The sequence below is a fragment of the Pantoea sp. PNA 03-3 genome (genome assembly GCF_003201175.1).
Lineage (GTDB): Bacteria > Pseudomonadota > Gammaproteobacteria > Enterobacterales > Enterobacteriaceae > Pantoea > Pantoea stewartii.
In genome coordinates this window covers 96,076-109,344 of record NZ_QICO01000004.1, presented here as the reverse complement: position 1 = coordinate 109,344, position 13,269 = coordinate 96,076, and the positions used below count along the sequence as shown (strand labels likewise).

6 protein-coding genes and 3 tRNA genes are annotated in these 13,269 nt (G+C 56.7%); 4 read left to right on the top strand and 5 right to left on the bottom strand.

The features are described from left to right. Positions 1-96 precede the first annotated feature (96 nt). The 3 genes from ptrA to recD are packed head-to-tail and all read left to right on the top strand — an operon-like array spanning position 97 to position 8,371. Positions 97-2,985, top strand: a complete 2,889-nt coding sequence (gene ptrA / locus C7433_RS13505; protein WP_110268351.1) for a pitrilysin — start codon at positions 97-99, stop codon at positions 2,983-2,985. Next, positions 2,982-6,521, top strand: coding sequence for an exodeoxyribonuclease V subunit beta (gene recB / locus C7433_RS13500; protein WP_110268350.1), 3,540 nt, complete (start codon positions 2,982-2,984; stop codon positions 6,519-6,521). The genes ptrA and recB overlap by 4 nt, the downstream gene beginning before the upstream one ends. Beyond that, on the top strand, positions 6,518-8,371 hold the full coding sequence (recD, locus tag C7433_RS13495) for an exodeoxyribonuclease V subunit alpha (protein ID WP_110268349.1): 1,854 nt from the start codon (positions 6,518-6,520) through the stop codon (positions 8,369-8,371). The genes recB and recD overlap by 4 nt, the downstream gene beginning before the upstream one ends. A gap of 34 nt (positions 8,372-8,405) precedes the next feature. Here recD and argA read toward each other — a convergent pair whose 3' ends face one another. Then, a complete protein-coding gene (gene argA, locus C7433_RS13490) occupies positions 8,406-9,734 on the bottom strand; it encodes an amino-acid N-acetyltransferase (protein ID WP_033739589.1) in 1,329 nt (442 codons plus the stop codon). 233 nt (positions 9,735-9,967) lie between these two features. On the opposite strand from argA, the gene amiC reads away from it, so the two are divergent. Then, positions 9,968-11,212, top strand: coding sequence for an N-acetylmuramoyl-L-alanine amidase AmiC (gene amiC, locus C7433_RS13485; protein ID WP_033739588.1), 1,245 nt, complete (start codon positions 9,968-9,970; stop codon positions 11,210-11,212). 117 nt (positions 11,213-11,329) lie between these two features. Here the strand turns inward: amiC and dsdA are convergent, their stop codons facing one another. The 4 genes from dsdA to C7433_RS13465 all read right to left on the bottom strand — a co-directional run bounded on the left by dsdA (position 11,330) and on the right by C7433_RS13465 (position 13,188). Further along, the gene (dsdA, locus tag C7433_RS13480; RefSeq protein WP_110268348.1) at positions 11,330-12,658 is read right to left on the bottom strand and encodes a D-serine ammonia-lyase; all 1,329 of its coding nucleotides are present in this window, start codon (positions 12,656-12,658) and stop codon (positions 11,330-11,332) included. Between the two features lie 176 nt (positions 12,659-12,834). Beyond that, positions 12,835-12,911, bottom strand: a tRNA-Met gene (locus C7433_RS13475). A gap of 61 nt (positions 12,912-12,972) precedes the next feature. Continuing rightward, positions 12,973-13,049, bottom strand: a tRNA-Met gene (locus tag C7433_RS13470). Between the two features lie 62 nt (positions 13,050-13,111). Then, a tRNA-Met gene (locus C7433_RS13465) sits at positions 13,112-13,188 on the bottom strand. Positions 13,189-13,269: the final 81 nt, after the last annotated feature.

Sequence of the window (13,269 nt, the reverse complement as noted above, 5' to 3'; positions counted from 1 at the left end):
ACCGCTGCCGGGTAATGAAAACATCAAAAAGTTTGTTGTACTTTCAGCCGTTAATGCGCTCGCAACGCGGCTTTTGGGTAACGTAAGAGGTTTTACATGCGCACACATGCACGCTTGATCGCCGCCATTCTGCTAGGCTTACTGGCGCTGGCGGTACAAGCCGAAACCGGCGCGGGCTGGCAGCCTGTCAACATGCCCATCGGGAAAAGCGAACAGGATCCGCGTCAGTATCAGGCCATCACGCTGAATAATGGCATGACGGTGCTGTTGGTTTCAGATACTCAGGCGCCGAAATCCCTTGCTGCGCTGACATTGCCCATTGGCTCACTGGATGATCCCGCGCAGCAGCCCGGCCTGGCGCACTACCTTGAACATATGGTGCTGATGGGCTCAACGCGTTACCCACAGCCTGACAGCCTTGCCGATTTTCTCAAGAAACACGGTGGCAGCCATAATGCCAGCACCGCCTCCTATCGCACGGCTTATTACCTCGAAGTCGAAAACGATGCGCTTGAGCCTGCCGTCGATCGTCTGGCCGACGCGATTGCCGAACCCTTACTGGATCCGGTCAACGCCGATCGGGAACGCCATGCGGTCAATGCGGAGCTGACCATGGCACGGTCACGTGACGGTTTGCGCATGGGACAGGTCGGGGCTGAGACGATTAACCCGGCGCACCCGGCCGCGCACTTTTACGGCGGCAATCTGGATACCCTGCGCGATAAGCCCGGCAGTAATCTGCATCAGGCGCTGCTGGACTTTTACCACACGCACTATTCAGCCAATCTGATGAAGGCGGTGATCTACAGTAATAAACCGCTGGCAGAGATGGCGACCATCGCTGTGAATACGTTTGGGCGCGTGGCTAACCACAATGCCAGCGTTCCCGCGATTACCGAGCCGGTCGTCACGGAAGCCCAGCAGGGCATCATTATTCACTATGTGCCGGCGCAGCCGCGTAAGCAGTTAAAAATCGAGTTCCGTATACCGAATAACAGTGACCGCTTTCGCAGTAAAACGGACACGCTTATCAGCTATGTCATTGGTAACCGCAGCCCCAATACGCTGGCCGACTGGCTGCAAAAACAGGGCCTGGCCGACGGCGTCAGCGCGGGGGCCGATCCGGTGACCGAGCGCACCAGCGGCGTGTTCTCCATCAGCGTGTCATTAACGGACAAAGGTCTGGCACAACGTGATGAGGTCGTCGCGGCTGTTTTTAGCTATCTCGCGATGCTGCGCAAAAACGGTATCGACCAACGCTATTTCGATGAAGTTTCGCATGTGCTGGCGCTGGACTTCCGTTATCCGTCAATCACCCGCGACATGGACTATATTGAGTGGCTGGCGGATACGATGCTGCGTGTTCCGGTTGAGCACACGCTGGATGCGCCTTATCTGGCCGATCGCTACGATCCCGCGGCTATCAATGCTCGTCTGGAAAGCATGACGCCAGCGCAGGCGCGAATCTGGTACATCAGCCCGCAGGAACCGCATAACAAGCTGGCCTATTTTGTGAATGCGCCTTATCAGGTTGATAAGATAACGGCCCAGACGTTGACGCAATGGCAACAGCGTGGCCAGGCGATTCAGCTCGCCATGCCGCGCTTAAATCCCTACATTCCCGATGCGTTTACCCTGGTGTCGACTGACAAAACCTACCGTCATCCGGTTAAGCTCGACAATGATTTCGGGATGCGTATTTACTGGATGCCAAGCCAGTTCTATGCCAGCGAGCCAAAGGCCAGCATCACCGTCGCGCTGCGAAATCAGCAGGCGATCAGTGATGCGCGTCAGCAGGTACTGTTCGGCCTGAATGATTATCTGGCAAGCCTGGCGCTGGATGAACTGAGTTCCCAGGCGTCTATTGGCGGCATCAGTTTTTCAACCAGCGAAAACGATGGTCTGGTCTTTAATGCCAGCGGCTTTACACAACGCCTGCCTGACCTGCTTAAGCAGTTAGTTAATCGCTACAGCACTTTTCAGCCCAGCGAGGCACAGCTACAACAGGCCAAATCCTGGTATCTGGAGCGTCTGGATGCCGCAGAGAAAGGAAAAGCCTTCGAGCAGGCGATCCAGCCTATGCAGCTCTTATCCCAACTGCCTTACACGCAACGAGACACGCGCCGTAAGCTGGTCAACGGGATTACACTGAAGGATGTCGTGGCCTATCGCGATGCCTTAATTAAAAATGCCACGCCAGAAATGATGGTGATCGGTAACCTGAGTGCTGACAGTGTGACGCAACTGGGACGCGAGCTGAAACAGCAGATGCAGTGCGACGGTACGCACTACTGGCACAGCAATTACCTCAGTGTCGAAAAGCCGCTTAAGGCGAATCTGGAGCAGCACGGCAGCAGCACGGACTCTGCGCTGGCGGCGCTCTATATTCCCCTGGGTTATGACGAATACCAGAGTATGGCCAACAGCGCGATGCTCAGTCAGATTGTCCAGCCGTGGTTCTATAACCAACTGCGTACCGAGGAGCAGTTAGGTTATGCCGTGTTTGCGTTCAGGATGCCGGTAGGGCGTCAGTGGGGGATTGGCTTTCTGCTGCAAAGTAACAGTAAGCCACCCGCTTATCTGATGCAGCGCTATCAGGCGTTTTATCCCCAGGCGGAACACCGCCTGCGCTCGATGAGTCAGGCCGATTTTGTGCAGTATCAGCAGGCCATGATCAACGATTTGAAACAGCGTCCACAAACGCTGAATGAAGAGGCCGACCGTTACAGCCGCGATTTTGATCGGCAGAATTACGATTTTGATACCCGACAAAAGCTGATGGAGCAGGTTCAACAGCTTACCCCTGCCGGACTGGCGGACTTCTTTCACCAGGCCGTCATGCAGAAAAAGGGCATGGCAATGACCTCTCAAATCGCCGGTAGCGGCGAGCATAACATCGCCTTCGCACCGTTACCGGGCTGGCGGACCTGGCCAGAAATCGCCAAATTACAGCAGTCTCTGCCGGTCAAGAGTGAAACACCATGACGGCGTCCAGACCTGAACCGTTAAACCCCCTAACGCTGCCCCTCAACGGCGAGCGGTTAATTGAAGCCTCAGCGGGCACCGGTAAGACCTTTACGATTGGTCTGCTCTACCTGCGTTTGTTATTAGGGCTGGGGGGCGAGAACGCCTGGCGCAGGCCGCTGTCAGTCGAAGAGATCCTGGTGGTGACTTTTACAGAAGCCGCCACGGCGGAGCTGCGCGGCCGTATTCGTGACAATATTCATCAGCTTCGGCTCGCCTGCGTGCGGGGTAAAAGCCATAACACCATGCACCAACAGCTGATTGAACAGATAGCGGATTTGCCCCAGGCGGCCTCGCTGCTGCTGGCGGCTGAGCGGCAAATGGATGAAGCGGCGATTTTTACCATTCATGGTTTTTGCCAGCGCATGCTCAACCTGAATGCCTTTGAGTCAGGCATGTTGTTCGAGCAGGAACTCATCGAAAACGAACAAACGTTACTCCGCCAGGCCGCGGCGGATTTCTGGCGTCGCCAGTGTTATCCCCTGTCACTGGATGTGGCCCGGGTGATCGCGGCGGAGTGGAGCGGCCCGGACAGTTTGTTGACGACGTTACGGCCCTGGCTACAGGGGGAATCCCCCAGGCTGAAGCGTCCGCCTCGCGCAGACGAAACGCTGGCATCACGTCATACCGCTAACCTGCAACGCATCCAGGCCCTCAAGCAGCAGTGGCAGACTGTCTGTGCCGATATCGAAGGGATGATCGCGGCTTCCGGCGTCGACAAACGCAGCTACAGCAGTAAGCACTTACCTAACTGGGTGGCGAAAGTGACTCAGTGGGCACAGAGCGATACGCTGGATTACCAGTTTCCTAAAGAGCTTGAACGCTTTGGCCAGCAGGTGCTGCACGAAAAAACCAAAAAGGGCGAGGCACCGCAACATGCGCTGTTCGATGCCGTCGATGGCTTTCTTGCCGAACCGCTGACGCTCCGCGATATCATAATCTGGCAGGCGCTGAGCGAGGTGAAAGAAACGGTGCAGCGGGAAAAACGGCAGCGTGCCTTGCTGGGATTTGACGATCTGTTAAGTCGTCTGGATGAAGCGCTTCAGCAGCCGGGCGGGGCGCTGCTGGCCGAAACTATTCGTGGCCGTTTCCCGGTGGCCCTGATTGACGAGTTTCAGGATACCGACCCGCAACAGTACCGAATCTTCCGTACGCTGTATATTCAACAGCCGGATGTGGCGTTGCTGCTCATTGGCGATCCCAAGCAGGCGATCTATGCGTTTCGCGGCGCAGATATTTTTACCTACTTACGCGCCCGTAGTGAAGTTAGTGCTCACTATACGCTGGAGACGAACTGGCGCTCATCGCCCGCGATGGTGAACAGCGTCAACCGCCTGTTTTCACAGGTTGACGCACCCTTTTTATTTTCTTCCATTCCGTTTCTTCCGGTCAGCCCGGCCGCCCCGAATCAGGCGTTAACGCTGGTTTACCATGATCAGCCCCAGCCAGCCTTGCGCTTCTGGCTCCAGCCGGGCGAAGGTGTTGGAGTAAGTGATTACCAACAATTTATGGCCCAGCAGTGTGCGGCCGATATCAGCCGCTGGCTGGTGGCCGGTCAGCAGGGCAAGGCGCGGTTAGGGAAAGGCGATGCACTGCAGCCGGTTAAGGCCTCGGATATCACCGTACTGGTGCGTAGCCGCAATGAAGCCAGTCTGATTCGTGACGCGCTGAATAAGCTGGCCATTCCGTCGGTCTACCTGTCCAGCCGTGACAGCGTTTATACCACGCCTGAAGCGCGCGAGCTGTTATGGCTGTTGCAGGCGGTGCAGTCACCTGAACAGGAGCGACTGCTGCGTAGCGCGCTGGCCACGTCCATCTTTGCTATCGATGCCGCCCAACTTGATGCGCTGGCGCAAAACGAACGTGAGTGGGATGCGCTGGTAGAGCAGTTTGTCAGCTGGCAGCAGATCTGGCAGCAACGTGGCGTACTGCCCATGTTGCGCGATGTAATGATTAAACGGCAACTGGCGGAAAATATGCTGGCTTCCGAAAATGGCGAGCGGCGCTTAACCGATCTGATGCATCTGGGCGAATTACTGCAGGAAGCGGCAACGCAGCTCGACAGCACGCATGCTCTGGTGCGTTTCCTGGCACAGCAAATTGCCCGCCCTGACAGCCAGGCCGCCAGTCAGCAGCTGCGTCTGGAAAGCGATCGCCACCTGGTGCAGATCGTCACGATTCACAAATCCAAAGGCCTGCAGTATCCGCTGGTCTGGCTGCCGTTTGCGGCCGGATTTCGCGAAGCGGCCAGCGCCCTGTATCACGACCGTGAAAGTTTTGCTGCCATGCTCGACGTGCAGGGCGATGCACAGAGCCTGACGCTGGCGGAAGAGGAGCGACTGGCCGAGGATTTACGGCTGCTCTATGTCGCGCTGACGCGCTCGGTTTACCACTGCAGCGTGGGTATTGCGCCCCTAATCAAAGGCGCGCGTAAAAAAGAGGGCGACAGCGATCTGCATAAGAGCGCGCTGGGCTACCTGGTACAGCGCGGTGAGAGCGGCGATGCCGCCGTGCTCAGTCACCATCTTGAGGCGCTCGCAGGCGAAGGGATTGAGGTGATACGGAGCGAGCTGCAGCACGGCGCGAAGTGGCAGGACAGCGAACACCGCGAGAACGCGCTGAGCAGTCGGGAAATGACCCGAGCGCTGGCGGACAGTTGGCGCGTCACCAGTTACTCCGGATTACAACAGCACGGCAGTTCCCCCCTGCTGGATGCTTTGCCGAAATTCGATATTGATGCTGCTGGTGAGGCGGCTGAGGATGAAGAGCCCTTGTTAACGCCGCACCACTTCCCCCGCGGTGCGGCTCCCGGCACGTTTCTGCACGGACTGTTTGAGGCCATGGATTTCACTGAGCCGCCGGACGCATTCTGGCTGGAGGATCAGCTTCAGCAACAGGGCTATTCCCTGAACTGGCTGCCCGTGATTCAGCAGTGGATCGCCCGCGTACTGACCACGCCGCTCAACAAAGACGGCTTAACCCTGGACTGCATCCGCAGCGCTGATCGGCTGATTGAGATGGAGTTTTACCTGCCGATCAACCGCCTGCTGACGGCTGCCGATCTGGATGCGCTGATGCGCCGGTACGATCCACTGTCGCAGCGCGCTGCCGCGCTGGATTTCCGTCAGGTGAGAGGCATGTTAAAAGGCTTTATTGATTTGGTATTTCGCTGGCAGGGAAAATATTATCTGCTGGATTACAAATCGAACTGGCTGGGTGACAGCCATACCGCGTATACGCAGGAGGCGATGGCGCAGGCCATGATCGACCATCGCTATGACCTGCAATATCAGCTGTACACACTGGCGCTGCACCGGTATCTGCAGCACCGCCTGGCGGGCTATGATTACCAACAGCATTTTGGCGGCGTCTTTTATGTATTCCTGCGCGGGGTGGATGGCACCTCTGCCGATAACGGCATCTTTACCACTCGTCCCGATCCCGCCTTTATTGAGGAACTGGATGCATTGTTTGGTCATACAGAGGAGAGCTTATGAGTGATATAAACGCCTTGCTGCTTCAGGCAGTCGAAAAGCGTTTACTGCGTCCTCTGGATATTCAGTTTGCCCGCCTGATTGCAGATGAGACGCAACCCTTTCGGTTGCTGGCAGCGGCCTGTGTGAGTGCCGACGCGGGCGAAGGACATGTCTGCCTGCCGCTGGCTAACCTGAATGAGGCTGGGCTGTTCTCCGGTCGTCAGCCCGCACTGGCGCAGGCACTGTGGCAGGCCGCAGGCGCGCCCGATGAAGCAGAGCGGCATGCACAGCTGGCCAGTTGGTCAGCGGTGAGCGATGGCCGTGTTGTGACGCCCCTGGTGCTGAGTCACCAGCGTTTATACCTGCACCGGCTTTGGCAAAGTGAAGGCCAGGTTGCCCGGTTTTTCTCATTGCAGCCGGATAGCGGGACGTTTGATTCGCAACAGGCACGAGATGTTCTGCAGACGTTATTTGGCCGTCAACCTGACGACTGGCAAAAAATTGCTGCTGCGGTGGCACTGACCCGTAAAACCGCCGTTATTTCAGGCGGACCCGGTACCGGCAAAACCACGACGGTGGCGAAATTGCTGGCGGCGCTGATTCGCCTGAATCCCGAACCTCTGCGCATACAGCTGGCGGCACCGACAGGGAAAGCGGCAGCCCGTCTGACCGAATCCCTGGGAAAAGCCCTGCAGGGACTGGCGGTGGACGATGACGAGCGTGCGCGTTTTCCTGCTGAAGCGACCACGCTGCATCGCCTGCTTGGCGCACAGCCTGACTCGCAGCGCATGCGCTACCATGCGGGTAACCCGTTACACCTGGATGTGCTGGTGGTTGATGAAGCGTCGATGGTTGATCTGACGATGATGGCAAAACTGATTTCCGCCTTGCCGCCTCACGCCAGAGTGGTGTTTCTGGGCGATCGCGATCAGCTGGCTTCGGTTGAAGCCGGAGCGGTGTTGGGGGACATTTGTCGTTGCAGCGAAACCGGCTTCAGTCCGGCGCGCGCCGCACAACTGGTGACGCTTACCGAATGTGCGCTTACGGGCAGCGAGGACGATACCGCGCCTGCCGTTCGCGACAGCATTTGTCTGCTCCGCCAGAGTTACCGCTTTGACGAAAAGTCCGGTATTGGCCAGCTTGCCCGCACCGTCAACCAGGGCGATGCGCGCCAGATGAGTAAGGTGTTCGCCGCCGGACATGCTGACCTGTCTTTTCAGCCGCTGAATGACGGTGAGGCATATCAGACCATGCTGAACGAGGTGGCGCAGGGCTATCAGGACTATCTGGATGCCGTTCAGCGTCAGGCTGCGCCAGAACAGGCCATTGCGGCATTTAGCCGTTATCAGCTCCTGTGTGCCCTGCGTGAAGGGCCATTCGGTGTGCACGGATTAAATCAGCGCATCGAACAGCGTCTGATGCAGCTGCAGCGCATCCGGCGTCCTGCACTGGGCAGCCGCTGGTATCCGGGACGTCCGGTGATGATCACCCGCAACGACAGTGCCCTGGGGCTGTTTAACGGCGATATCGGCATTACGTTGCGTGATGCTGAAGGGCAACTCAGGGTGTTTTTTCCGTTGCCAGACGGCAGCGTGAAAGCGATTCAGCCCAGCCGTTTGCCGTCTCATGAAACAGCATGGGTGATGACGGTGCACAAGTCGCAGGGTTCAGAATTTGATCATACCGCGCTGGTCATGCCGACGCAGTTTTTGCCGGTCCTGACCCGTGAGCTGGTTTACACGGCCATTACCCGTGCACGCAAACAACTGACCCTTTACAGCGATCGCGCGATATTTGAACGGGCAGTCCAGTTGCAGACGCAGCGGCGAAGTGGCCTGGTGGAAAGGCTGGGGGCGGAAACGCAGGGATAACAGGTCGGGCGGCGGGATGGCCGCCCGGCTGCCATCAGGTTAAATCGGCCATCAACACCTTGGAACGGCGCTGGTAGTTGTACATCTCTTTCTTACTCTCCGGCAGTGACTCGATATCCACCGGCGTGAAACCGCGCTCCTGGAACCAGTGGATACTGCGTGTGGTTAACACAAACAGTTTTTCCAGCCCCATCTGCTTCGCCTGAAGTGCAACGCGTTGCAGCAGCAGCTCTCCGCGCGAGGAGCTGCGGTAATCCGGATGGACCGCAACGCACGCCATTTCGCCAATCTTTTCATCCATAAACGGATAGAGCGCGGCGCAGGCTATGGTCAGGTTGTCCCGCTGAATGATGGTGAATTTGTCGATCTCCATTTCCAGCTGTTCGCGTGAACGGCGTACCAGAATCCCTTGCTGTTCCAGCGGACGAATCAGCTCCAGAATGCCACCGATGTCGTTGATCGTGGCCCGACGAATCTGCTCGGCGGACTCCATGACAATCTGCGTACCAATGCCGTCGCGCGAGAAGAGTTCCTGTAACAGGGCGCCGTCTTCCTGATAGCTGATCAGATGGCTGCGACGGACGCCGCTGCGACAGGCTTTAACGGCGCCACGCAGAAAGCGCACCGTGCCAGACAGAAAATCGCCATCGCGTTCCATTTCATCAATGCGTGCCTGAGCGTCATTGGGAAATAACTCCGAAACAATGTTGCCTTCACGATCGATTACGCCCTGTTCCGAGCAGAAGCCAATCATTTTTTCTGCTTTAAGCTTAATTGCCAGTTGCGTGGCCACTTCTTCAGAAGTCAGGTTAAAACTTTCACCGGTCACTGACACGGCCACCGGACCCAGCAGCACAATGGCATCGTTGTCGAGCTGGCGGTGAATAGCCTCTTCATCAATACGACGAATGCGACCGCTGTGACAGTAATCGACGCCGTCATCCACGCCGAGCGGCTGGGCAATGATAAAGTTGCCGCTCACCACGTTGATATGCGCGCCCTGTAACGGAGTGTTATTCAGGCTCATGGAAAGGCGGGCGGTAATATCCAACTGAAGACGGCCTGCGGCCTGCTTTACCAGCTCCAGTGATTGCGCGTCGGTTACGCGGGTATATTTGTGGTAAGCCGGTTCCAGCTGGTTTGCGGCGAGGCTGGCATCAATCTGCGGACGTGCGCCGTACACGACGACTAAACGAATGCCAAGGCTGTGAAGCAGGCCAATATCGTTGACGATGCTGGAGAAATTTTCATGCTCAATGGCCTCACCGCCAAGCATGATGACAAATGTCTTATCCCGATGCGCATTGATATAGGGAACGGTATGGCGAAAACCCTGAACCAGTTCAGTACTACGTTCCTTCACGGCTAACCCTCAGTGAATGTTTATTCGTATTTTCTGTATTTTTATGCCTTTGGCGGCCATTTTGCAAGCGCTAATCCTGACGTTTATTTACGTTTTTTCAGGTGATAACGCCGCTAACAGACTGCATTATTTAGAGTTTCCGGGGTGACATCGTCAGCCGGATTGGATAAAGTTTTCGCCGCCATTTTATTTGGTTGCCGTTTTTTTAAACACGATATAACAGCTGGAGTGGCATGTCGGAAGGTCATCCCCTTATTTCACGTAGACGATTATTAAAAGGTACTGGGGCACTGCTGCTGCTCAGCGTAAGCGGTGTGGGCATCGCGGCCACCAGCCATATTATGGCGGTTCGCATCTGGCCCTCTTCAACCTATTCGCGCATGACGCTGGAATCCAATGTTGCCCTTAAGTATAAGCAGTTCGCACTGACGAATCCGGACCGGCTGGTCATCGACATTGAGAACCTGCACCTCAATTCGGTCCTTAAGGGCGTTAACCAGCACGTCAGGGTGGACGATCCTTTTATCAAAAACGCCAGGGTCGGGCAGTTCGATGCCAATACCGTGCGGGTGGTGCTGGAACTGAAACGCAACGTCTCGCCAAAAATCTTCAGCCTTGCACCGGTCTCCAGTATTCAACACCGGCTGGTGGTCGATCTCTACCCCAGCCAGAATACGGTAGAAGATGATCCGCTGCTGGCATTACTGAAAGATTACAACCAGGGCGATCTGGATAAAAATGAAAGCGTTCAGCCGCCGTTACCCGGTAAAGCCGGGCGCGATCGCCCCATCATTATCATGATCGATCCTGGCCATGGCGGGGAAGATCCGGGCGCGCACGGTAAATACAAAACCCGTGAAAAAGACATTGTGTTGAAGATTGGCCGCCGCCTTAAGGCGCTGATTGAGAAAGAACACAATATGAAGGCGTACATGACGCGTAACGAGGATGTGTTTATTCCCCTGCGGGTTCGCGTGGCCAAAGCCCGTAAACAGCGGGCCGATCTGTTCGTCTCCATTCATGCGGATGCTTTCACCAGCCGGGCCGCACGGGGCTCCTCTGTGTTTGCCCTTTCGACCCGGGGGGCGACGTCAGCCGCGGCGCGTTTTCTGGCGCAAACCCAGAATGAATCCGACCTGATTGGCGGCGTCAGCATGAGTGGCGATCGCTATCTGGATCACACCATGTTTGATATGGTGCAGCGCCAGACGATCCATGACAGCCTGAAGTTTGGCAAAGAAGTGCTGCACCGGATGGGGCGGATTAACCATCTGCACAAACGCACTGTGGATCAGGCCGGTTTTGCGGTGCTGAAGGCACCGGATATTCCCTCGATCCTGGTGGAAACCGCGTTCATCAGCAACGTCGAAGAAGAGCGTAAACTCCGCACCACGCGTTATCAACATCAGGTCGCCGAGGCCATTCTGGAAGGCATTAAGGCCTATTTCAAAAACGGGGCGGCGCTGGCACACCGTTAAGCTGCCGGGCAGGAAAAATCACCCGCCCGGCCTTATCTGCTGTCAGGGTTTGCCGTCAGAAGCGGAACAGGGACCGGGTTGCGTGGCGTTCCTGTCTCGCCGACGATGTGCGTCCACTTAGCGGCCTTTTGCCAGGTAGTGCGCCATTTCCTGTTCCGGCACCATGCCGCCGCCCGTCGCCCAGACCAGGTGAGTGGCCTGTCGTAACTGTGTTGGGCTGAAGTCGTGCAGCGCGTGATAGTGCGCTGAACCACATACGTGCTGTGGACCGATCATCCCGGCCAGCGCAGAAGGTTCAAGCCGCAGACCTTCTTCCTGCGCCAGCCAGCCGAGCATGTCGTACATGCGCGCATCATCAAGTGTGTAAATGCCATCCAGCAGACGTTGCATGGCTCTGCCCACAAAGCCGGACGCCCGGCCTACCGCCAGACCATCCGCAGCCGTGACATTATCAATACCTATGTCCTGTACGGAAATGCCGTCGTGTAAGCCCGTTGTTATGCCCAGCAACATGCAGGGCGAATGAGTGGGCTCCGCAAACAGACAGTGAACATGGTCACCCCATGCCAGCTTCAGGCCAAACGCGACGCCGCCGGGGCCACCGCCCACGCCGCAGGGCAGGTACACAAATAAGGGATGTTGGGCATCAACCACGCGACCCTGTTGTTCAAACTGCGCTTTCAGCCGTTGGCCGGCGACCGCATAACCTAAAAACAGCGTGCGGGAGTTTTCATCGTCAATAAAGAAACAGTTGGGGTCCGATGCGGCCGCTTTGCGTCCTTGCCCGACCGCCACGCCGTAATCCTGTTCATATTCCACCACCGTTACGCCATGGCTGCGCAGTTTTGCTTTCTTCCATTCCCGGGCATCCGCCGACATATGAACGGTTACGTTAAAGCCGAGGCGGGCGCTCATGATGCCAATCGACAGCCCGAGATTGCCGGTCGATCCCACGGCAATACGGTACTGGCTAAAAAACTGCCGAAGCGTGGGGGAGAGCAACGTGCGGTAATCCGCCTCCGGGGACAGCAAACCGGCAGCTAATGCCAGTTTCTCGGCATGATTCAGTACTTCATAAATGCCGCCACGCGCTTTGATGGAGCCAGAAATCGGCAGGTGGCTGTCTTTCTTCAGCAGCAGTGTGCCTGCAATTTTCTGGCCGTACGCCTGTTCCAGCCGGGCCTGCATGGCGGGGATCGCGACCACATCTGATTCGATTATACCGCCCGCGGCGGCGGTTTCAGGAAAGGCCTGAGCCAGCAAAGGCGCAAACCGCTTCAGGCGGGCATGGGCGGCTTCAACGTCCTGCTCTGTCAGACCCACAAAGGGCAGGGCGTCGGCGACAGTTGTGGTGGCAGGATTGAACCAGATGGTTTCTTTCAGCGCGATCATATCCGCAACCGGCGGATACTGTGCAGCAAGTGCAGCAATGTTGAAGGTATTCATAACAGACCTTGTCGTGTCCGGATGAATCATAAAAGCAGAAACGGGTTGGCCAGAGCAAGATCTGTTGCGACATTCGCGTACGGTCTGATCTCACTGCGTGTCTGAGCGGTAAAAAGGAGAGAGGAATTGACTGACGGAGGCCAGAAACAAAAAAACACCTTCTCAGGTGTTTAAAGTGGTTGCGGGGGCCGGATTTGAACCGACGACCTTCGGGTTATGAGCCCGACGAGCTACCAGGCTGCTCCACCCCGCGTCCGATTGCGCATAGCGACTTTCACATTGTCCCTTCTGAGTGAGCATTATCTCAGAAGAATTGGTTGCGGAGGCCGGATTTGAACCGACGACCTTCGGGTTATGAGCCCGACGAGCTACCAGGCTGCTCCACCCCGCGTCCGATTGCGCATAGCGACTTTTCACATTGTTTCTTCTGTCTGAGCAAAACTACAGAAGAACTGGTTGCGGGGGCCGGATTTGAACCGACGACCTTCGGGTTATGAGCCCGACGAGCTACCAGGCTGCTCCACCCCGCGTCCGTGGATGCGCACTATACTCCGCACGATGATTGTTGCAACCCCTTTTTGCCCTAAAAGGCTAAATTTGCTGTTAATTGC

Bases quoted from the DNA above. Each gene is read 5' to 3' on its own strand.
- ptrA (WP_110268351.1), top strand. From the start codon at position 97: ATGCGCACACATGCACGCTTGATCGCCGCCATTCTGCTAGGCTTACTG.
- recB (WP_110268350.1), top strand. From the start codon at position 2,982: ATGACGGCGTCCAGACCTGAACCGTTAAACCCCCTAACGCTGCCCCTC.
- recD (WP_110268349.1), top strand. From the start codon at position 6,518: ATGAGTGATATAAACGCCTTGCTGCTTCAGGCAGTCGAAAAGCGTTTA.
- amiC (WP_033739588.1), top strand. From the start codon at position 9,968: ATGTCGGAAGGTCATCCCCTTATTTCACGTAGACGATTATTAAAAGGT.
- dsdA (WP_110268348.1), bottom strand. From the start codon at position 12,658: ATGAATACCTTCAACATTGCTGCACTTGCTGCACAGTATCCGCCGGTT.